A 23,398-nucleotide genomic window follows, 5' to 3' on the forward strand; every position below is an offset into this window, starting at 1 on the left:
GCAAAGATTTTTTTTCTTGAATTGCTTTTTTAAGTAAGCTAAGTTGGCGAAATTCATTCGCTTTGAAGCTTTATGGGGGTTGTTATTTAAACAGGCTTATTTCCTATCACAAAGTTCACGGAGATGTGGTGAAATGATGGCGTTTTTTTGGGTTCTGAGGAACATTGGAACTCAAAGTCTGGAGAGTTTGCGCAGCAATGTTTGTTTTTTAGTCAGGATTTAAAATGCTAAAATTGAGAGCGCTTACAATGATACCCTTCATTTTGTGCACTATTGTAATTTTAACAAAATTATTAAATATCAACCAAAAATCATACTCCATTTTAAGAGATAATTATGGGAATAGGACTATCATTTATCAATCCCAAATAGTGTAAAAATTAGAATTTTCATATTGCCATAAATATTTTCAAAAATCTTATGATGGTAAAGTAAAAGATAAACATCTGTTGAATCATTTATGAATCATCTATAAAAAAAAGAGACTGAATCAGTCTCTTTTGTATTCTTAAGTATTAGAGTTTTTTAAGTTCTTCTAAAACTGCTTCGCCAACTGCATGAGCGGATTGAGGATTTTGTCCTGTTACCACTCTTTCGTCTACCGCAACGTGAGTTTGCCATAAACCTGATTTTTCAAACTTAGCTCCACGTTCTATTAATTTAGATTCTAAGCTAAAAGGAACTACATTTTCTAATTTCACAGCAGCTTCTTCTTCATTGGTAAAAGCGTTGATTTTTTTGCCATCTACCAAATATTTTCCATTGCTGAGTTTAATGTTCACCAATCCAGCAGGACCGTGACAAACCGCACTTACTACTCCATTTTTTTCGTAGATTTTTTGAGCGATTAGTGCCAGTTCTTCATTATCTGCAAAATCCCACATCGTACCGTGACCTCCTGCATAAAGAATCGCCACATATTCATCTGGATTTACTTCTGAAGGTTTCATGGTGTTCTGAATTTTATTTTGGTAATATTCATCCGCCAAAAATCTTTCATTAACCTTATCATCTGGAGTATTTCCATAATACGGTGGGTTTCCACCTTTTGGACTCACAAAATCTATTTCGTAACCAGCATCTGCCAATACAGCCCAAGGATGCGTAACTTCACCTAAATAATAACCGGTAGCTTCACCAGTGTTTCCTAATTCGCCGTGGCTCGTCACCACGAATAATACTTTTTTGCTCATTTTGTTAGATTTAATTGTTTGTGCATTTACCATGTTGATTCCTAAAAAAAGAATACAACTCGTTAAGAAAATTATCTTTGATAAAAACTTGTTTTTACTCATTTTCATATTCATTTTTTAATGATTTAACACTGCAAAGGTAAATCCAACTTCCCACAAACAACAGGACATACATCACAACTTTTAAGTGACCTACATCACACTACACTGAAAGCCGACTCAGCGTTTCTCTGGAAACTCCTAAATACGAAGCGATTAATGTTTTGGGCAATCGCTGTAAAAGTGTAGGATATTGAGAAATAAATTGTTCATAGCGTTCTTTGGCATTGCTATTCAGCAAAGACAAAATTCTTCGTTGGAGCGCTACATAGCCATTATTCGACTTTTTTCTGAAAAAATGCTCCATTTTATGCATATCTGCACAGAGTTTCTCTCGGTTATAGAGAGACAAAGTAAGTACTTCGGTAGATTCTAATGCATCAATGGTAAAAGTAGCTTCAGTTTGATTAAAATACGCTTGATAATCGGTAATCCACCAATCTTCCATTGCAAATTGCATGATGTGTTCTTTGCCTTCTTGATTCAGGTAAGAAGCTTTTAACAAACCATTCATCACAAAATAATCATTTTGTACTGCATCTCCTTCTTGAATTAAAACCTGATGCTTTTTAAATTTTTTCAAGGTAAAATGAGACAGAATGTACTCGAACTCTTGGTCAGTTAATGGCGTAATTTTCTCAATTTGACGTCTTAAAATCTCACTCATATTTTTATCATTCTAAATTGCAAACAAAAGAATTGTTGACTCCAAATGTAAACTATTGAAACCAAAAAATCCATCGCTCTTGATGGATTTTTTAAATATGGTAGATGGAATTCTTATGGATTGGTGGAGAAAATAGAAGCACTAGCAATCATAGCTCTTCTGTTCATTTTCAAAATATCTCTCACCCATTCTGCGAAATCTTCTGGTTGAAGCACTTTTTCTGGGTTACCATCAGTAAGTTTACCTTCTATACTCATATCAGTAGCAATGGTACTTGGTGTTAAGGTTATTACACGAATATTGAATTTTCTAAGTTCAGCCATCAATGATTGAGAAAGCGAAATTACCGCAGCTTTAGAAGCACAGTACGCTGACATATTCGGACCACCTTTTAATCCCGCAGTTGATGCTACATTTACGATGTCTCCTTCTTTATTTTGCTTCAAATAAGGCAAAGTTGCTTTTGCAACATAATACACACCAAAAAGATTTACCTTCATTACTTTTTCCCAAGTTTCTACCGGCATATCTTCGAAGCTGCCAAAATCACCTACTCCAGCGTTATTGATTAAAATGTCTATTCCATCCAGTTGAGAAGCGATAGAAGCTACGCCTTGCTCTACTTGAGCCATTTCTTCTACATTAAAAACAGAATAGACTGCTTTTATTCCCAATTTCTCCAATTCTGCAACGGTAGACTTTAGATGTTCTTCATTTCTACCCGTAATTCCTACATTTACGCCTTCATTTGCCAAAGCGATAGCAACGGCTTTCCCAAGACCTCTTCCACCACCAGTGATGAGTGCATTTTTACCTTTTAAATTCATAACTTTTTATATTTATACTGTTTGCAAAATTAGGAAAATAAAACTGCATCAATGATTTCTGATGATGAATAAAATCTAAAGAAAAAGGTGAATAAATCAATGGCAGAAAAGAATTATTGAGTTGATAGGTCATGGATTATAGATTAGTGCAATCTGACTTATTTTTATATCACAAAGTTCACGGAGATGTGTTGAAAGGATGGCGTTTTTTTGGCTCTGAGGAACATTGGAAATTGTGAAAGTGTAAAGTTGTAAAGTTGTAAAGTTGTGAGTTATGAATTATGAGTTATGAGTGCGGGGTAAAGTTGTGAAGTTGTGAGGTATGAGGTATGAAGTATGAAGTATGAAGTATGAGGTATGAATTAGGAGTTAGAAGATGATGAAGGTTACGGACTAAAAAAAGCACTATTAGATTAATCTTTATCTCCATATTAGATTGGGTTTCTTTACGTTGTATCCATATTAAATTGGGGTTCTTTATGTATGAAATTACTTTCTTCAATAAAACACCCCGTCATTCCGATGCTCGGAATGCCACCCCTCTGTAAGAGGGGAACTGACTCTATGTATTTTGGATTCGTGAACTTCGTTCGCAGATTTTTGGTGTGTGCTCAGTCACCGTTTATGTGCTCCGTTATTGTGTATTTGCTCAGAATGATCCGTGTTTATTTCCAAATAATTTAACGAAAATTTGATTGAAATTTTTCTTTGTTTTGCCAATAGTAAATATATGTTTGATGATTTATTTTCATTCAGCTTGTTTTAGTGTAAAATAAAAGACACTTCCTTTACCTAATTCGCTTTTTACCAATAATTCACCTCCTTGTGCTTCAATAAACTCTTTACCAATACTGAGTCCAAGACCTGTGCCTTCTTTTTTAGAGCCAGGAATTCTAAAATACCGTTCGAAAATTTTATCGTGGTATTGCTCTTCTATGCCTTTCCCGAAGTCTTCTACAGCGAATTTAACTCCTCCATCTTCATGGTTTACCCTTAAAAGCACTGCACTATTCTCATAAGAATATCGAATGGCATTAGACAAAAGATTATTAAGCACCCAAATTGTTTTATTACTATCTGCCAATACCATAGAATCTCCTACCTCATCTATTACTTTAATTTGAATCTGTTTTTGCTCTGCTGAAGATTTATTAGCATCTACTGCGTTTTCTACAATATTTTTCACCGAAGAAGGCTTAATATGAAGTTGCATACTTCCACTTTCCAATTGGGTAATATTAAGCAGTTCGCCTGTAATATTGAGCAATCTATTGGCATCTTCTCTTATGCCAGTTACCAAATGTTTTTGTTCGTCGTTTAAAGCACCAATTTGAGTATTTTCTAGCAATTGTAATCCCATTTGGATGGAAGCAATAGGCGTTTTGAATTCGTGAGAAACTGTACCCATAAAATTGGTTTTTGCCATATCAAGTTCTTTGAAAGGAGTAATATTTTTTAAAATAATAACCTTACCAATAAATTGTGGAGTTCTTTCGCCCGTAGGAACAATATTGATGTCTACAATTTCTTTTTCAAAATAAGATTCTTTGCCATCTGCATAGATTTTCATCGGTTCGGCATTGGTATTTTTGAATTCTGGCTGAATCATTTCTTTAATCATTTCTCTCACCAAATCGTTTACTACCGCTACATCTTGTATTAGTTTTCCTATTAAATAATCTTTTTTGAGACCGATAATTTTAATGGCTTCATCATTCACAAAAAGGATTTTATTTTCTTCATCAATTCCAATTACAGGATTGTTCATCTTGTCAATTAAAGTTTCAATCCTTTTTTTTCCTTGTAAGATTTTATCAATTTTACTTTCAGAATATTCTTGTAGTTTTTCTGCCATAACGTTAAAAGATTTTGCCAAATCTCCAAATTCACTATGACTTTCGAAATGTATTCTTTCTTTGTAGTTTTGGTTGGCAATTTGCCTTATACTTTCTGTTAAAATCTTAATAGGGTCTGCAATGTTAGAAGGCAAATTTACCAGTAAAATAAAAGCAATAAGAAAACACAACATTCCCGTTGCCGAAATCACTACAATCGCATTGTTTGCTGTGGCATCAGCTATTTCGCTTTTTCGTTCAATAGCGTTCATATTCAGTTCCATCAAAGCGGTGATGTCTTTTCTAATTTTAGACTGAATTGTAAAATCTGAAGGATTAGTTTTCAACATTTCGAAATGAGCAGAAATACTGTCTGTCATTTCTTTTTCTCCAAGCTCAGTAACGTTGTTTTGCTGTTTGGTAAGATGCTTCTGGAAAATTAAAAAAGACTGAGTATCTGTAGGCGCATTCTCTAATGCCAAAAGCATATTTCGAGAATATTCTAATGTGTTATAATTGGCAACCAAAATGTTATTGGTGTCTTTTTTTAGCTTGTTGATGTACCAACCGCCCAATACTGCCAAAAGCATAATCATTAAAAAGAGCAATCCTACTCCGGCATTAAGTTTCGTTTTTATTTTCATTTCTATATATGGTTGATGGTTGATGGTTTTGTAATGCAAATATATTTCAAGGATTTGAAGTATTGATTTTAAATTGAACAAAAAACGTTTCGACTCCGCTCAGCGTTACTTCTCACGGCCTTTCCTAGTTCAATATACCATAAGTCGTTCAACTCAATATTACCAAATCTATATTTTCTATGGTTAACCTGTTGAGCAAAGAATTGAAAGTATCTGTAGCTAGGATAATTTTCCAAAGGTTAAGATGAGGCTTCCCAATGCAAACGGTGGTAATTTTCCGTTCTTCACATTGCTCTATAATAGCTTTGGTAACGTTGTCGCTTTCTATTTTTATGATTTCTGCACCTAATTCTGTTGCCAACTTAAAATTATTGATGAGATGTCTCTGTTTATCTAGCGGAATTTTATCAGCACTTTCTTTAGGAATCTGCACATACAACAAACTCCATTGACTGTTGTAATAATTTGCCAAACGAGCCGTTTTTCTAATGACTTTTCTGGCTACTTTCTCATTAGAACTTATACAAGCCAAAAAGCGTTCTTTTCGAATGTTTTTCAACTGAGAAACTTCGGTTTCTACCTTCCTCTTCACCTGCGAAGCTACCTCCTTAAGTGCCAACTCCCTCAACTGAAGAATATTTTCGTTTTTAAAAAAATTATTGAGGGCTGCATTTATTTTGGTAGCATCATAGATTTTACCGTCTTTAAGTCTCTTAATCAATTCTTCCGCCGTAAGGTCTATATTTACCACCTCATCAGCTTGTGCCAAAACACTATCAGGAATGCGTTCTTTTACTTCTACATTGGTAATGTCTTTTACTTCTTCGTTTAAACTTTCGATATGCTGAATGTTTACAGCACTTATCACGTTAATGCCTGCATCTAAAACATCTAAAACATCTTGCCAACGTTTTTGGTTTTTGCTGCCTTCAATATTGGTATGTGCCAATTCGTCTATAATGACCACTTCTGGACGAAGGTTAATCACTGCCTGTACATCTAGCTCTTCTAATTCTTTGCCTTTGTAAAAAAGTTTTCTTCTAGGGATAAGAGGCAAACCATCCATTAAAGCATGCGTTTCTTTTCGGTTGTGGGTTTCTATATAGCCAATTTTTACGTCTATTCCACTTTCTAAAAGCGAATGTGCTTCTTGCAACATTCTGTACGTTTTGCCTACACCAGCACTCATACCGATGTATATTTTGAATTTTCCTCGTCTTGATTTTTTTATTAAATCTAAAAAGTCTTGGCTGGTTTGCATTGTGAAGTTGTAAAAATGTGAAGTTGTGAAATCGTAAAGTTGTTTAATTGTGAATTGTGAAGTTATGAAATAGTTAAATTGTGAAATTGTGAAATCGTTAAATCGTTAAATCGTTAAATTGTGAATTTGTGAATTTGTGAATTTGTGAAAAGTGAAAAGTGAAAAGTGAAAAGTAAAAAGTGAATTTTTCTGTTTTTCACTTCTAACTTCTGACTTATAACTTATAACTTTTGACTTCTAAAAACTTACGGCAACTGAAGTAAGCACTGAAACATTATTTTTTTGAAGTTCTAAATCTCTATTGATGAAAATATTGTCTTTGCTGCTCAAATTTTTAATTTCTGTTCGCCACACCAAGTTCGGTAAAATCTGATAATCTGCATTGAGAGAATATCCAAAAGTTTGAAATCCATTAGGTGTTCCCGTAGCAATAATTACTCCTTTTTTATCTTGATAATACTCTCCTCTTGCTGCAAAACTCAACTTTTCTGTAGGACTGTATTTTGCAACAACTATCGGAGAATACCAAACATTGTATTGTTCGCTGCCTTTTTCTTTTTGCTCTGCCCCAATATCAAAACCCGCTACCAAAGCCCATTTGTTATTCACCTGAAAAATTCCGTACAAATTATGAAAATACCTCATCTGTTTTTGTGCATCTGGCTTATCATTTCCTATAAAAGAACTGCTATTCAACGTTATTTTATCATTGGGTTTATACGTCACTTGATGCCCAAAAGCAATGGTAGAATTGCCATCTACTCTTTGAATTCTTTGCCAACCGTTCAGAATCAAACCGCTTACCAACCATTTTCCATTGTCTGTGGTGTAAGAAACTTTGGCTCCTGCTTCATAATAGGGAGAATTTTCTGCAAGCATACTTCTGGTAAGTGTAAAACAATCTTTACTTATGGCACTTTCAAAACCTATGTGCGAAGGCAAAATCCCAGCATCTATCCAAAGATTTTTACTTTTTGAAATTTTAATTCCCACATTAGCTTCATAAATATTTTTTAGAACGCCCTGTTCTGCGGCATAATTGGCGTTCATATACGTACCTGCAGCCAAAGCCAAATTGGCTCTAAACTGTTCTGTTTCGTAATTGGCTTTTATCCATCCTAAGTTAAGATTCACCTCGTTGTTTCGGTTATGACTGTATATAAAAGACGGTCTGGTGTTGTTTGCAGGATTTTGGAAGTCGTATTGATAATACGCTTCTGCATAACCAGAGATTTTCAAAGGTTTTCTATCTGTTTCTTGTGCAAAAAACAGCGGAGACGTTCCTAAGATTAATAAAGCTAATAAAGATTTGTTTTTATTGATTTTCATTGATTTTGAATATTTGTATTGATAATTGATTTGATTATTTCAGTTGGTTAAGTGCCATATTGAGCTTCAGAACATTAATTTTTTCAGTTCCAAGAAAACCAAAAAGAGGTTTTTCTGTATTTGAAGCAATTAAACTTTCAATTTTAGATATTTCTATTTTTCTGATTTTAGCAATTCTTTTCACCTGAACTTTTGCTGCTTGCACCGAAATATTAGGATCTAAACCACTTCCACTTGCCGTAGCCAAATCTGATGGAATTTCAGATTTTTTAACTTCAGGATTGTGTTTCAAAAAATAAGTTATTCTTTCTTGTACAGTTTTAAGGTAATCTGGGTTTGAAGGACCTTTGTTGCTACCCGCAGCGCCAGCAGCATTGTAATCTACGGCAGAAGGTCTAGACCAGAAATATTGATCTTGGTCGAATTTCTGCCCAATGTTTTCATAATACTTTTGGCTATTTTGTGTTATTATTTCTCCTTTACCATTGTTGGGAGCAAATTGTGCAATCCCAAAAATAAGAAGGGTATAAAAACCTGAAAAAACGAGTAAACAAACCGCTGTGAGTCTTATTGCAGGTAAAATATTTTGTTTCATAATTTTAAATGTTGGGGGTTAGGGATTAGATGTTAGATGTTAGATGTTAGATGTGAGATGTGAGATGTGAGATGTTAGATGTTAGATGTGAGATGTGAGATGTGAGATGTGAGATGTGAGATGTTAGATGATGGAAGTGAGATGTGAGAAGTGAAAGACTGAAAAAAAATCACTTTTTCAGGATTTAACGATTTTACAGTTTTACAATTTCACTTTTAACTTTTTTACATTTTTACTTCTCTCTATTCACTATTCACTACATAAAAGCTGCTACGATTAAATCTATAATTTTAATACCGATAAATGGAATTAATACTCCTCCTAATCCGTAAATTAAAAGATTTCGTCTAAGTAGCGCACTTGCACCAATTGGCTTGTATGCTACCCCTTTTAATGCTAAAGGAATCAACATAGGAATGATAATGGCATTGAAAATAACAGCCGAGAGAATGGCGGTTTCTGGCGAATGCAATTTCATAATATTCAAACCTTGTAAAGCTGGAATAGAAGTAATGAACAATGCTGGAACAATGGCAAAATATTTGGCCACATCATTGGCAATACTAAAAGTAGTAAGCGTTCCTCTGGTCATTAGCAATTGTTTGCCTATTTCTACTACTTCTATTAATTTGGTAGGGTCGTTATCCAAATCTACCATATTGCCTGCTTCTTTTGCGGCTTGTGTTCCGCTGTTCATTGCTACGCCTACATCTGCCTGAGCCAAAGCTGGCGCATCATTGGTACCATCTCCCATCATGGCCACTAGTCTGCCTTCGGATTGTTCCTTTTTAATGTAATTCATTTTATCTTCTGGTTTCGCTTCTGCAATAAAATCATCCACACCCGCTTTTTCGGCAATATATTTAGCAGTAAGTGGATTGTCGCCAGTTACCATTACCGTTTTAATGCCCATTTTTCTTAAACGTTCAAAACGCTCCTGAATTCCAGGTTTTATGATGTCTTGTAATTCTACCACTCCTAAAACTTTTTCGTTTTCTGAAACCACCAAAGGTGTACCTCCGTTACTCGAAATGGCTTTTACCATTTCATAAGTTTCTTTTGGGAAATGATTACCTGCTTTTTCTACCATTTTTTTAATCGCATCCGAAGCGCCTTTTCTAATTCTGGTATTTTCTATATCAATTCCAGAGCATCTTGTTTCTGCTGTAAAAGTGATGTAAGTTGGTGAGAAGTGAGAAGTGAGAAGTGAAATTTCATTTTTAACTTCACTTTTTATATCTATTTTTTCACTGAGTTCAATAATGGATTTTCCTTCTGGTGTTTCATCTGCCATAGAACTCAGCACTACAGATTTAATAAAATGCTTTTCTTCTACCCCATTTGCCAAGTGAAAATGAGTAGCCTTTCTGTTTCCGATGGTAATGGTCCCTGTTTTATCTAATAGCAAAACATCTACATCACCCGCAGTTTCTACCGCTTTACCACTTTTGGTAATTACATTGGCACGCAAAGCTCTGTCCATACCCGCAATTCCTATGGCAGATAATAAACCACCAATAGTAGTAGGAATTAAACATACAAAAAGAGAAATAAATGCCGCAATGGTAATAGGAGTATTGGCATAATCTCCAAAAGGTTTCAAAGTGATGGTTACAATAATGAAAACCAATGTAAAACCAGCTAAAAGAATAGTAAGAGCAATCTCGTTAGGTGTTTTTTGTCTGGAAGCACCTTCTACCAAAGCAATCATCTTATCTAAGAAACTTTCGCCAGGCTCTGTGGTCACTTTTACTTTTATGAAATCAGACAGTACTTTTGTACCTCCCGTCACACTGCTTTTGTCGCCACCCGCTTCTCTAATAACAGGAGCACTTTCTCCCGTAATAGCACTTTCGTCTATGGTAGCCAAACCTTCAATAATTTCTCCATCAGTAGGAATAATATCGCCAGGTTCACAAATAAATATATCTCCTTTTTTTAATTGACTAGAAGAAATAAGCGTTACTTCATCTATTTTTAATTCTCCCATAGGATTGATCCATTTGGCAGGAGTTTCTTCTCTTGTTTTTCTTAAAGAATCTGCTTGTGCTTTTCCTCTGGCTTCGGCAATAGCCTCAGCAAAATTGGCGAACAATAAGGTAAGAAAGAGAACAAACGTAACGATAAGGTTGTAAACCAAGCTACCCTGATTGTTCTCGCCCAGTGCTATCCAAACACAAACTCCCGTCATTACCAAAGTACCTACCCAAACCATAAACATTACTGGATTGAGAATCATCTTGGCAGGATTTAATTTGATAAAAGATTGTTTCAATGCTTCATTCATTAATTCTGGTTGAAACAGATTATTATTTTTTTTCATGATAAAAATTCTTATTTTAAAGTAAAATATTCTGCTATAGGGCCTAAAGCCAAAGCTGGGAAGAAAGAAAGCGCTGCCACGATTGCCATTACAGCAAAAACCATCAATCCGAAAGTAGGAGTATCTGTTTTTAAAGTTCCAGCACTCTCAGGGATGTATTTTTTAGCGGCAAGACTTCCAGCAATAGCAACCGGACCGATAATTGGAAGATACCTTGCCATCAACATTATTATTCCACAAGCGATATTCCAAAACGGAGTATTATCTCCTAAGCCTTCAAAGCCACTTCCGTTATTGGCACTAGATGAGGTAAATTCGTATAACATTTCACTAAAACCATGAAAACCTGGATTGTTGAGCCAAGAGGCATACGCTTCAGAATGATGAGCATAGGTATAACTGGCGATTGCGGTTCCTGCCAAAATTAAAAGAGGATGCAACAATGCTATCATCATGGCGATTTTCATTTCTTTGGCTTCTATTTTTTTGCCTAAGAATTCTGGAGTTCTTCCTACCATCAAACCACTGATGAAAACGGCAAGAATAATAAAAATATAAAAATTAAGAAATCCTACCCCAACACCACCGTAGAAAGCATTCACCATCATTCCAAGCATTTGATTCATTCCGCTTAGTGGCATAAAACTATCGTGCATTGAATTAACACTTCCTGTAGAAATTACTGTGGTAGCAATACTCCAATACGCAGAAGCAGCGGAGCCAAAACGAACTTCTTTTCCTTCCATATTTCCCATATTTTGAGAAATTCCCATGTGAGAAATCGCAGGATTACCGTGTACTTCTGAGATTACTGTAGGTACCATTAATAATAAAAAACCTAGTGTCATCACTCCAAAAATTGTCCAAGCCAATTTTCGTCTTTTAATAATGTATCCCATTGCAAAAATCATTGCCAAAGGAATAAGCATTTGAGTTACTATCTCAATAAAATTGGTTATAAAATTTGGATTTTCAAAAGGATGCGCAGAATTAGGACCAAAGAAACCTCCACCGTTAGTTCCAAGGTGTTTTATGGCAACAAATGCTGCAACAGGACCACGACTGACTTCCACTTTGTCGCCTTGTAAGTTAGTAATGGTATCTTTTCCTTCAAAAGTCATCGGAACGCCATTAAAAGCCAATAAAGAAGCTACCACTATAGCTATTGGCAATAGAATTCTGGTACAAGTTCTCACAAAATAGAAATAAAAATTCCCTAATTTATCCGTTGTTCTTTCTTTCATCGCCATAAAAACCACTGCTGCAATTGCGATACCACAACCCGCAGAGATAAACTGCCAAAGCATTAAAGTAAGTTGACCAAAATACGACATCCCTGTTTCGCCAGAATAATGCTGAAGATTGGTATTGGTAATAAAACTAACGGCTGTATTAAAGGCTAAATCTCCACTCATTGAAGGATTATTGTCTGGATTGAGTGGCAACCAATTCATATTGGTAAGTACAAACATTGCGATTAAAAACCAAACCAAATTGATGGTTAACAATGCTACTAAATGTTGTTTCCAAGACATTTCTTTTTCAGGATTGATACCTGAAAGTTTATAAAAAAGTTGGTCTAGCGGATTTAAAAATTTATCTAACAAAGTTTTCTCTTTGCTGAATATTTTACCGATGTATCTGCCTAAAGGTATCGCAAGAGATACGGTAACGACAAACATCAAGATGATTCCTAAAATTTCTGTATTCATATTTTTTTTAGTTAAAAGCGTTTTTCTTGGTTAAAAGAGCGCTGTAAAAAGTATTAAGAATTGACTTCTACTTTTAAGTTCTCTCCTTTAAACTTTTTAAAATTTCTCTGGTTTTACCAGCACATAGCCCATGTAAACAAATGCGGCAATGGCAACGAAGAATAAAAACATCATAGCTTTTCGAAGAATTTGATGGTTAGAAAAAAGATTACAAACACTACAATTCCTGATAGGGTGAGGATAGCTGTCATGAGATAGAATTAAAACTTTTAATAATTAAACTCGCAGTGATTAAAATGCCAAAGTAAGCAGCTAATAAATGCCAAGGCTTACCGAGTTTCCATAGCTTTTTTTGAAGGTTTTTCATTATTTTTATTTTTGATATGCCAAAACATTGTCAATTCTAATTCCAACAATTACTAAACACCATTAAAACACTGTAAATCAAATCAATAAAATAAATAATTTATTTTAAAGCAAAAGAAAACCCTTTCAAAATGAAAGGGTTTATACTATCGAAATGAAAGGGTTTTTATTTTATCTTGTACTCTTCTAACTTTCTGTAGAGCGTCGTAAGGGCAATATTGAGTAATTTTGCCGTTTCTGTTTTGTTGCCGTTGGTATAATTCATTACTTTTTGAATGTGAATTTTTTCGGCACTTGCCAGTTCGAAGGCAGACAAAGGTTTTGCTGATTGTTGTGGGTTGGATGTTGACTGTTGAAATTCATTTGGGAGACTATCCACCGTTAGTTCTTCGCCATCTACTAAAATAATACTTCTTTCAATCACATTTCTCAATTCACGAATGTTTCCTTTCCAAGAGTGAAGTTTTAAAGCTTCTAAATAATCGGCAGAGATTCTTTTTATCTTTTTGTTGGTTTTGGTAGCAAAAACCGTTAAAAAGTAGTTTGCCAACTCTTCTATATCTGCCGTTCTTTCTCTAAGAGCAGGCAATGTAATATTGAAAATATTAATTCTATAATACAAATCTTCTCTAAAATTACCAGATAGTATTTCTTTTTGCAAATCTCTATTGGTGGCAGCAATAATCCTCACATCCGTTTTAATAGGCTTGTTGTCTCCAAGTTTCAAAAATTCTCCAGATTCTAAAACCCTTAACAGTTTGGCTTGCAAATCCAGAGGCATCTCTCCTATTTCGTCTAAAAAAACCGTTCCGTTGTTGGCTTCTTCAAAAATACCTTTTGCATCTTTAGTAGCTCCAGTAAAAGCACCCGCTTTATGCCCAAACAATTCGTTTTCTAATAATTCTTTACTGAAAGCCGAACAGTTGACAGCTATAAAATTGTTTTTACTTCTTTTGCTCGCCTGATGTATGGCTTGTGCAAAAACCTCTTTACCAGTACCCGTTTCTCCTGTTAACAAAACTGTAGCGTCTGTATTTGCTACTTTTTTTGCGGATTCTACAGCTTGTTTTATGAGTTTAGATTTTCCTATAATATTCTCGAAAGATAGTTTTTGGTTTAGCTGTTTTTCTAATTGAATAACCCTTTTGTTGAGTTTAACTTTTTCTGAGGCTTTATAAAGCAAAGGGATAATTTTATTATTATCGTCTCCTTTGGTAATATAATCGAAAGCTCCATTTTTAATGGCTTGTACCCCATCTGGAATATTCCCAAAAGCCGTAAGAAGAATTATCTCAATGGCTGGGAATTTTTCTTTTACCAATTTAGAGAATTCTACACCATTGCCATCTGGCAATTTCACATCACAGAGAAGTACATCTACCTCATTGAGTTCTAATTTTCTCCATCCCGTTTTAAGGTCTGGAGCTTGAATTATGTCAAAACCTTCTAAAGAGATAATCCTAGAAAGAAGGGTTCTTATCTTTTCTTCGTCATCAATAATGAGAATTCGGTGCATATCGAGATATTTGGTGCAAATATACAGCAGAACTTGGTTTGTTGCGCCGATAAAATTAAAACAGGTTCTAATTCTTTGGATGTAAATTATTTTGCAACCTTAAGTTTTATAGGGCTTAATTGGAGGGGAACTTTGGCTTTGGCTTCGTGAACTTCGTTCGCAGACCTTCAGTCTGTGCTCAGCCACCGTTTCGAGAACTTCGTTCGCAGACCTTCGGTCTGTGCTTAGTTACTATGTATACTGCGCTGCTAAACAAACTCAATGTAACATCGCTTAGATTGTGCTTGTTTTTTAAACACCCTCTCACTAAATTACAAACTTCGGAGGGTATGAATATGAGCGAAGGAGCTTTTCACGATGTAAACAATTGGACAAGTGCTGAATCTTGTTTAGTATTTTTAAGGATTGGAGAAATTTTGCCTGTTATTCCGGCATTGCTCCTTTTGAGTATAGTTCTGGCTCGAGTGTAAGAGCAAGAACCAAAGTAAATCATTTTGCTGATAAGAAAATAAAATCTCTTCTGCATCCCGTAGCATTAAATGCTATAAAATACGATGCAGAACTAAAGGAATATTACCAACGAAAAAGAGATGAAGGCAAACATACGTTCTTGGTATTAAATAATATAAAATGCAAAATTGTAAGCAGAGCTTTTGCTGTTGTTAGCAGAGAAACTCCTTTTGTCAATACTTACAAATTTGCATCTTAAAATTTTTATCTTTTTATTTGCTTTTTGTCATAGAATGCGAAGCGGGTACCATGTGTGGTGCTACTTTAAATGAAATTCAATAAATCAACAAAAGTAAGGACGCTAAAAGGCGTCCTTATTCATTTCCTGGTTTATCCAATCTATATCTTTTTTATCTTTTAGAAAATAATCCCACCATTCCATTGATCTTTTATTTAAGTCAAGACTTTCTACTGTTCCTATTCCAACATCATGCTCTTTTTCTTTGTATAGTAATGCAATTACCTTTTTCTTGTTTCGTTTTAATCCAATGTAAAACTCTATGGTGTGGCCCCAATGTACCGTTTCATCTTTCTGACCTGTCCAAAGTAAAATAGGTGCGTTTACTTTTTCTACATCCATGATTGGATTATTATTAAGATATAACATTTTATCCTCTGCAAACGGTTTAAACATTTCGTATTGTTGGTTTTCAAATTGCCAATAAAAAGGTATGTTAAATTTATAGGAATACGAAAAGTAAGCTCTAACAATATCACTATGTCCTGCTCCACTTATATACGCAGCAAAACGATTAGAATGAGTTGCTATAAAGTTGGTTTCATACCCACCATGCGAATGCCCCGTCAACCCTATTCTATCCTTATCAATACTTTTACATTGCTTTAAAAAGTCTAGCGCACTATGCACACCATCTAATGATGACCAACCCGTTCCCCTGTTATCATGTACAATGTCTGGAAGTAATACAAAATATCCCTTTTGTTGCAGCAAACGAATATTAAAACCTAAAGGGTCATCTATTTTTGGCATTTGGTAGCGGTTTGAAGTATGACTCTGTATTTGATAAATATGAACAATCATAGGATATTTTTTTGTTGAGTCATAATTAACAGGGTAATACAACACAGATTTAAGTTCTTTTCCTAAAGTATTTTTATAAGTAAAAACCTCTTGTTTCAACAGTGATGTTGATTTATCACTCAATTTCACCTTATACCAAATTTTATTCTTTTTCGTGATGGTATTGTACGTTTCAACTTGAGGAGGAATGTTATAATTTTCTTTGATAAATAAGAATTTTTCTAATTTTTTATCGAATTTCAATTCTTTTATTCTGTCTTTGGTAAAAGGGATGATATCAATGTCTTCATCCTTATCCCTATACAGTTTATATGAAGTTGTATTATTCTTTTCATTCGATAGTTTCAATAAGAGAGGTGTTTTTAGATTATTTTTTCTGATTACAATATCAAAATGATTATTTAAATCTACCACTTCAGGGTTTACAACCGTAGTCTTGTACTCATAGTACTCATTCTCCTTCATTACATTTCTTAAATTTTCATTCTTTATTTCATACTTCCTAAGCCCTAATGAACTCTCCAATAATATAAAATTACCATCTGCACTAAATACTGGGTTTTGTAAATCTGTTTTTTTTATTTCTTTAAGAATACGTTTCTGACAGTCGTATAATAACCAGTTTCTTTTGTCAAAATCAAACGCAATAATATATTTGCCCAAGCCATCTGTGACGATATTTGAGACTCTTTGAAATATCAATTTATATGACCTATCAGAAACATTATACAAATATATATTCAGTAAAGGTCTGTGTAATATATAGTCATTTTCTTCTACTGCATTAAAAACCATCACCTCATTTGAATTATTGAAGGCTATTACATCAGAAAATTTTTGATTGTCTATTTGAACTTCTGCACCTGTATTTGCATTCCAGACTGAGTAATCATGAATCTGCTTGCCATATTGTTTGGATTCCATTTCTCTATCGTTTCCGTACCAAATATCTAACCATGGACTATTCTCTGGAGGTATTGTTCCTTGAAAATCAATTACGACGGTTGACAGATTATCTAAAGCCTTTACTTTCACATAAGAGAATTTCTTAAAATCGTTTTCTTTGGAATAGACTATTTTACCCGATGGTATATTGAGTATCTGCAAAATGATTTTGTTAGTCATTTTATCCAAAATGGTGATTGCCAAAAATTTATTTGTATTTCCTAAAACTTCAATATTTTTAATTTCATATTTTGAAGAAAAAACCGTTTTCGATTGGGTTGACGTTAATTGTTCTATATTCCATTTCTCCTCTACTTTGTGGATTATATACCCTATCCCCTCTTTTTGTTTAACCCATACTTTTACCCCATCAAAAGACTTCACCACAGTTCCCTTTTTATCATAAATCACTGCCTTTTCTTCTCTGCTTATTGTGCAAAATCTATCTCCAGAACCAATCGTAAAAGCCTTAGAGACCTTTTCAATTTCCCATTTATGATTATTGATTAAATCCCACCAGACTGCTTTATTATTGCCCGTGGACAATAAATGGTTGTTTGGTGTAAATTCTATAAATGGTTGTTTGATTAGAAAACCTAAAGTTGAATTTTTAGCATTAATGTCTAGCACCATAATGGTATCATTATTTTTAGCATGCCATTTTTTAAAAGTCGCCCATTTACCATTTTCTGAAAGCTCTATATTCCCTACCGTATAGAATTTCTGTAACCATTTTGACAATGAATCTGAAGGTTTAGGAGTAGCAGACCATAACGAGTTAATGAATAGAGAAAAAATGATGGATAAAGCCTTGATGTTAATAGCCTTCATTTTGGGGATTTAAATTCGGGTTTAACAAAAGTTCTTTTTGAGGGATTGGCCATAACACATGATAGGTTTTCCAATTGGGCTTTACTGTTTGGAGGGTATTCAATATCTCATAGCGTTTCATATCCAGGAAACGGTGCCCCATTTCTGTAAAAAACTCTTTACGCGATTCCAATAAAATCTCATTCAGTACATCATTTTTTGTAATGGGTAATTGAATCGCTGATAAACCTGCTCTAAGTCTTGAGGCATTAAGATAAGGCAACGCTAGTGCTGTTTTGTCTTGTTGAGCATAGGTTTCAGCTAAAAGCAAATACGCTTCCTCTATCCTAAAGACAATGGAATATTCCGTGGTATTAGATGTTCTATTTTTATACTTGTCTGCTCTATACCAAACATTTTGTCCTACTTGTACTTTTGCCATCCAGTTTTGTTTGCGCAAATCTGAACTGGTAAAGACATTGATTAAACTTGTAGACAATGCGTATGATGTAGGAGCAGTATTATTGAAATAATAGGTAGAAGCTTCTTTCGTTGCATTCCCACTATTCTTAGGTTTAAGTTGCCAAATGATGTGTTTGCCATTCTTGTTAAATACTTTGGAAAGGTCATTTTCATAAATGTACAAAGGACTTGTAACAATTTCTTTCAAAATAGGTTCTGCTTTTATCCATTGATGCTGGGTCATGTAAATTTTAGCCAACAGCAATTGACCTGCTTTTCGGTTTAAGAAAATTCTTTCTGTATTTCTGTAATCATCTGACAACAAACTTATGGCTTCTATGACATCGTTTTCTAAGAGTGTAAGCACTTGATTGCCTGAAGTCTTTCCTATTGACTGATTTATTTTATAATCTGTACTGCTTGGAAATGGGATGTCTCCAAATATTTGCTGCAAATAGAAACATACCAATGACCTTGCTAAAAGTGCTTCACCTTTAATTCTATTTTTATCTTTCTGTGGCAATGCCTGAGTATCTCTAATACCTTCCAGAATTGTATTGGCGGTTAAAATACACTGATACGATTTAGCCCAATAAGTGTTTATCTGAGGGTTGGTTTCTTCCTGTGTATTCTGGTATATGTCTGGAAGCCCTGTAGAAGAGGATGCAACATAATAATCTAAATCATCAGTATATGCTCCCATTAACTTCCCTGTTTGGTCTCCTGCAACAGGTGAATTGTCCCATAACATTCCGTAGAGGGCTGCTAGGGCTGCATCAGCAGTTTGTACATCCTCGAACACTTTTTGTGAAGAAATCTGATTAGAAGGTTCTTCTACTTCTATCATTTTTTCACAATTCTGAATCATGCTGAATCCTATGAAACACAGGAATAATTTATAAAATGGATATGTTTTCATTGTTAAGGTTTTAAAATTTTATTGATAAGCCTAAAGAATACGTTCTTAAAGGAGGCAGAAATCCAGCAATATTAAATTCAGGGTCTATACCAAAATAATTGGTATAGGTCAATAGATTCTGTCCTTGAAAGTAGATTTGTATCGTTTTAAATACCTCTGAACGTATCGGTATTTTATAGGAAAACTGAAGGTTTTTCAGTCTCACATAGGAAGCATCACTTACTGCCGCATCACTATTCTGAAACAAAACCTGCGAAGCATTATTTGTTGCTAGATAAGGCATATAAATCCCTGTAGGATTATCAGCAGACCATACATTTAGCACTTCTACAGGTTGATTATTCATTCCTCCTGGAATGGGCATTAAATAATTATAATTCCTATTTTTCTGTTTTACAAATTGTAAAAGGAAAGTTAATTCCCAATTATTATATTGAAATTTATTGTGCCAACCCCCAAAATACTTTACTCCTATGTCTTCTATAATTTTATTATCATTCGGCGCGTTTATTTTCCCATCATTGTTATAATCTGTGAACTGATAGAGCCCAGTCTGCGGATTGATTCCTTCTAAATGATATAGCTTTATTGCATATATTGAATGACCTATGTTATATGTATTGGCATAGGAAGAGCCTTCGATTCCCTCAAAGGACAACAATTTATTGGTGGGAAGACTTATATTAAAATCTGAATTCCATTTTAATGTCCCTGAAAGGGGTCTTGTTGCTAATTGAAATTCCCATCCTTTATTTTCTACCGTTGCAGGAAGATTTGCTGTTACGGATGAAAATCCTGTAACGGTGGATAATTGGTAGCCTACTAACTGGTCTGATGATGTATTGCGGTAAAAGGCTCCTGTAAAATTGATTTTATCTTGCAAAAATCCTAATTCTATTGCTGCTTCCAACTTTACTGTTTTTTCCCAACTAAAATTAGGATTGAACAGTCGGCTTGAGGTTAATCCTACAGTACCATTATAGAAATAAGGTGAAGTAGAAAAATTATTTAAGTATTGATAATCTCCAATGTTATCACTTCCTGAACTTCCATAGCTGGCTCTGAGTTTACCAAAACTCAGCCATGAGCTATCTTGCAAGAAATTTTCTTTAGAAAAAATCCAAGCCATACCGACAGCTCCAAAATTTGCAAACTTATTTTTAGGTCCAAATCTACTACTGCCATCTCTTCTTCCCGTAAGGTTAAAGATGTATTTGTTTTGGTAATTGTAATTGAGTCTTCCATAGACCGCAGCATATTTGTATTCGGTTTTTAAATTATCTCCGATGACTTTGGTCTGAGCAACTGCAATGTTCTGTATAAATGCATTGTTATCAAATCCGTATCCTTCTAAATAACTAGACTTGGTTTCATTTGACTGATACGAAGAACCTACTATCATTTCTAATTTATGGCTCCCGAAAGTTCTCTCGTATTCTACTTGTGGTTCCAGAATGAAAGAAAATCTTCTCTGCATGTTTTGGTAGGACTGAGAACTGGATGCATTAAGACCATAGGATGGATTATAAATGGTGTGTGGAACTAATGACCATTCTTCAAACTGCTGATGATTTAAACCTGCATTTAGTTGAATATTTAGTCCTGATAAAACGGTGTATCTTCCTTTGACATTGTTTATAAACTGAAGATTTTCATTGATATAGGTTGCATTATAATCTGCTAATGGATTGGTAAACGTATTGTTTTCCCAGTTTAACACTCCCTCTGAAGTATAAAGTGCAGGAGCATTTGGAGCTAACCAATGTGCAGAACGAGCGATATCACTATTCATCTGCTTATTCTTTTGTTTGGCAAATAAATTATACATGCTCATTTCAAAACGTTTATCAGTCGATTGATGAGAGACCGTATTTGATAAATTAAAATTTCTGTATTTAAAATCATTTCCATAAACGGTTGATTCCTCACTATTTGCTAAATTGACCATGAATTTGGTTCTCTCCGTCCCTCCCCCTACTGTGACTTGGGTATTTGAACGTTCTGCCTTGTGTCCCAGAATTTCTTCTTGCCAATCTGTATATCTTGATTGATTCCAAATTCCATTGATGTCATATGCATTTGCGGGATAGGTAGTGATACCACTGTTTATAAACGCCTGCTTTCTCATGGACAAATACTGCTCAGTATTCATCATTTTCATTTTAGAAGCAAGTTCGCTTATATCATAAGACTGATTGAGATGTACACTCAGTTTTCCTGCTAGCGCTTTCTTTGTTGTAATCAAAACCACACCATTAGAGCCTCTTGACCCATATATTGCAGTGGCATCTGCATCTTTCAAGACTTCTATGCTTTCAATCTCATTGGGATTAATAGTATTAAGCGGATTAATTGAAGAACTTGGCAATATGGTTCCTGACAAATTAGAAGGACTCTCTGAAATCATGGGCACACCATCTACTATGTATAGTGGATTATTGCCTGCACGTCTTAAACTATTTCTTCCTCTTATCTGAATCTCAAATCCACCACCGGGAGCCCCACTGTTTTGTACAATGTTTACCCCGGGCATTCTGCCTTGAACTGCTGAAAGCACATTATTTACGGGTTGGTTTTCTATTTCTTTGGCTGATACTTTGGCAATGCTGCCTGTACTTTCGCGTTCTTTTACTTTGTAATATCCTGCATTTAAAACGACTTCATCTATTTGTTTTTCTTTTTCTAGACTTGCATTAATGGCATTTTGGTTACCCACAGTTACCCTAGTTTCTGCATATAGAGGGTGTCTAAAGATGAGGATTGCATTTTCACCGAAAATGGTGAGTTGGTATTGACCAGAAGCATTGGTTTGGGTAACGGTGTCTTTTCCCTCTTGGGAAACCGACACTCCCGCAATGGGTTTTTGATTGCTCGTCACGGTGCCTGTAACGGTTCTTTGTTGTCCATAGGCATAGCTAGAAACAAGCATGGTTAGCCCTAAGCTTATCGGAAGATAGCCTAGAAACATTAGATTATTTTTCATAATTTTGTTAAGGTTTAAACATTAAACTTATCTGCTCTTCCTTACGCTAGTCGCCAAACTTTGCAGGAAGGGCTTTTTTTACATTTGGCTTCGACAGGCTCAGCCACCAGTTTGTGAACTTCGTTCGTAGATGGCTTCGACTGGCTCTGCCACCGGGTATGTGCTCAGCCATCAGGGAGGAAATGCTTTGTTCCAATTTTTAAAGTTTTTCCCCAACCCTAGCTTCGACAGGCTCAGCCACCAGTTTGTGGACTTTGTTCGCAGATGGCTTCGACAGGCTCAGCCAACGGGTATGTGCTCAGCCACCAGTTTGTGAACTTTGTTCGTAGATGGCTTCGAAAGGCTCAGCCAACGAGTATGTGCTCAGGCACCTTAGGTGGGGAGACTTATGATTTTGGGCTCCCTTTCCTAAAGCGTCATTAAAAATTTAATATGAATATGAATGTTATTTGTGGGAAACAGTATAAAGTTTATCCTGTGTTGAAAGAAGCAACCATAAATTTTAAGTGATTTAAAAGGATTATTAGTTAGTAATGTCCCGTGAAAGCTAAAAAGCCGCAATGGATGCGCTGCCATTGTATCCGTCTCTCTGATACTTTATTTTGAAAAGCAGCTTAGAAAAATGTAGATGATGCGGACGGCATAAAAAGAAAACGGCATGGGACTCTACAAATCAGCTTTTGAGGCACTGGTATACCCTGCACACAGATAAGAGAGCCCACGCCTAGGTCGTGAGCTTTTTACTTATCCTCTTGCGTGCATAAAAATTACCAGTTTTCAAAAGCAAGATTCTAAGCAATAGCTTCTAATATTTTGTTGAAGTATCGCAAAGTTACATATTCAGTAACTTATTTTACAAATATAATAAAAATAACGACATAAACGTCGTTGAATTTATGATTTATTATAAATTATTTTACTTTATGAATTTTCATAAAGAAATATTTAGATATAAAGTAGCTGTAGGTATAGTTCTAAAGAAATTAAGAACTGAGATAATTATTGATGGAAAACCAATGACTCAGCAATATCTAAATAATGAAATTTCCGAAAAATATAATAAGTCATGGAACTGTGCTAGAGAAGAGACCTTGCCAAATACAACTTTAGAAAATTTATATTTTATAACTGATTATTTTAAAATTGATATTGATTTTTTCTTTCAATTAGTTAAAAGTATTACAAAAAAAGAAATTGATGATACAATAAAAAATAAAATTAGGTTAAAAAATCTTTATAAAGAGATATAATTTTTTATTAAACATTCTATTAATTAAAACATCTTCAATAGCGTCCTAAATAAAAAAATAAGAAGGAATTAAAGTAACTCAAAGTATCTTTGAGGTTGTACAACAAAAAA

The 23,398-nt window shown here is 34.6% G+C and carries 15 protein-coding genes; 2 read left to right on the plus strand and 13 right to left on the minus strand.

Annotated features, from left to right (window positions below; translation table 11 throughout):
• Nucleotides 1-515 precede the first annotated feature (515 nt).
• The 10 genes from QO190_RS12785 to QO190_RS12830 form a co-directional block, all read right to left on the minus strand.
• The gene (locus QO190_RS12785; protein ID WP_371463651.1) at nucleotides 516-1,193 is read right to left on the minus strand and encodes a type 1 glutamine amidotransferase domain-containing protein; all 678 of its coding nucleotides are present in this window, start codon (nucleotides 1,191-1,193) and stop codon (nucleotides 516-518) included.
• A gap of 202 nt (nucleotides 1,194-1,395) precedes the next feature.
• On the minus strand, nucleotides 1,396-1,959 hold the full coding sequence (locus tag QO190_RS12790; RefSeq protein WP_371463652.1) for a Crp/Fnr family transcriptional regulator: 564 nt from the start codon (nucleotides 1,957-1,959) through the stop codon (nucleotides 1,396-1,398).
• A gap of 113 nt (nucleotides 1,960-2,072) precedes the next feature.
• The gene (locus tag QO190_RS12795) at nucleotides 2,073-2,786 is read right to left on the minus strand and encodes a 3-ketoacyl-ACP reductase (protein WP_371463654.1); all 714 of its coding nucleotides are present in this window, start codon (nucleotides 2,784-2,786) and stop codon (nucleotides 2,073-2,075) included.
• Between the two features lie 748 nt (nucleotides 2,787-3,534).
• On the minus strand, nucleotides 3,535-5,265 hold the full coding sequence (locus tag QO190_RS12800) for an ATP-binding protein (protein WP_371463655.1): 1,731 nt from the start codon (nucleotides 5,263-5,265) through the stop codon (nucleotides 3,535-3,537).
• A gap of 148 nt (nucleotides 5,266-5,413) precedes the next feature.
• Nucleotides 5,414-6,526: a sensor protein KdpD gene (locus tag QO190_RS12805; protein WP_371463657.1), complete on the minus strand. Its 1,113-nt coding sequence runs from the start codon at nucleotides 6,524-6,526 to the stop codon at nucleotides 5,414-5,416.
• Between the two features lie 237 nt (nucleotides 6,527-6,763).
• Nucleotides 6,764-7,855, minus strand: a complete 1,092-nt coding sequence (locus tag QO190_RS12810; RefSeq protein ID WP_371463658.1) for a porin — start codon at nucleotides 7,853-7,855, stop codon at nucleotides 6,764-6,766.
• Between the two features lie 34 nt (nucleotides 7,856-7,889).
• Entirely contained in the window at nucleotides 7,890-8,450 is a 561-nt protein-coding gene (locus QO190_RS12815; RefSeq protein ID WP_371463660.1) for a K(+)-transporting ATPase subunit C, read from the minus strand.
• A gap of 256 nt (nucleotides 8,451-8,706) precedes the next feature.
• Nucleotides 8,707-10,773 (minus strand): potassium-transporting ATPase subunit KdpB, encoded by a 2,067-nt coding sequence (gene kdpB / locus QO190_RS12820; protein ID WP_371463662.1) that lies wholly within the window; start codon nucleotides 10,771-10,773, stop codon nucleotides 8,707-8,709.
• Nucleotides 10,774-10,784: 11 nt separating this feature from the next.
• A complete protein-coding gene (gene kdpA, locus QO190_RS12825) occupies nucleotides 10,785-12,485 on the minus strand; it encodes a potassium-transporting ATPase subunit KdpA (protein ID WP_371463664.1) in 1,701 nt (566 codons plus the stop codon).
• A gap of 532 nt (nucleotides 12,486-13,017) precedes the next feature.
• A complete protein-coding gene (locus QO190_RS12830) occupies nucleotides 13,018-14,367 on the minus strand; it encodes a sigma-54-dependent transcriptional regulator (protein WP_371463666.1) in 1,350 nt (449 codons plus the stop codon).
• 385 nt (nucleotides 14,368-14,752) lie between these two features.
• Between QO190_RS12830 and QO190_RS12835 the strand changes: the two genes are divergently transcribed.
• The gene (locus tag QO190_RS12835) at nucleotides 14,753-15,076 is read left to right on the plus strand and encodes a transposase (protein ID WP_371463668.1); all 324 of its coding nucleotides are present in this window, start codon (nucleotides 14,753-14,755) and stop codon (nucleotides 15,074-15,076) included.
• Between the two features lie 102 nt (nucleotides 15,077-15,178).
• Here QO190_RS12835 and QO190_RS12840 read toward each other — a convergent pair whose 3' ends face one another.
• The 3 genes from QO190_RS12840 to QO190_RS12850 are packed head-to-tail and all read right to left on the minus strand — an operon-like array spanning nucleotide 15,179 to nucleotide 22,038.
• Nucleotides 15,179-17,695 (minus strand): alpha/beta hydrolase family protein, encoded by a 2,517-nt coding sequence (locus QO190_RS12840; protein ID WP_371463669.1) that lies wholly within the window; start codon nucleotides 17,693-17,695, stop codon nucleotides 15,179-15,181.
• Nucleotides 17,682-19,055: a RagB/SusD family nutrient uptake outer membrane protein gene (locus QO190_RS12845; RefSeq protein WP_371463671.1), complete on the minus strand. Its 1,374-nt coding sequence runs from the start codon at nucleotides 19,053-19,055 to the stop codon at nucleotides 17,682-17,684. The genes QO190_RS12840 and QO190_RS12845 overlap by 14 nt, the downstream gene beginning before the upstream one ends.
• Nucleotides 19,056-19,065: 10 nt before the next feature.
• The gene (locus QO190_RS12850; protein ID WP_371463672.1) at nucleotides 19,066-22,038 is read right to left on the minus strand and encodes a SusC/RagA family TonB-linked outer membrane protein; all 2,973 of its coding nucleotides are present in this window, start codon (nucleotides 22,036-22,038) and stop codon (nucleotides 19,066-19,068) included.
• Nucleotides 22,039-22,961: 923 nt separating this feature from the next.
• Between QO190_RS12850 and QO190_RS12855 the strand changes: the two genes are divergently transcribed.
• The gene (locus tag QO190_RS12855; protein ID WP_371463673.1) at nucleotides 22,962-23,288 is read left to right on the plus strand and encodes a hypothetical protein; all 327 of its coding nucleotides are present in this window, start codon (nucleotides 22,962-22,964) and stop codon (nucleotides 23,286-23,288) included.
• The last annotated feature ends 110 nt before the right edge of the window (nucleotides 23,289-23,398 follow it).

Origin of the sequence: Cloacibacterium sp. Arc13 (assembly GCF_041431305.1) — a bacterium.
Classification (GTDB): Bacteria; Bacteroidota; Bacteroidia; order Flavobacteriales; family Weeksellaceae; genus Cloacibacterium; species Cloacibacterium caeni_B.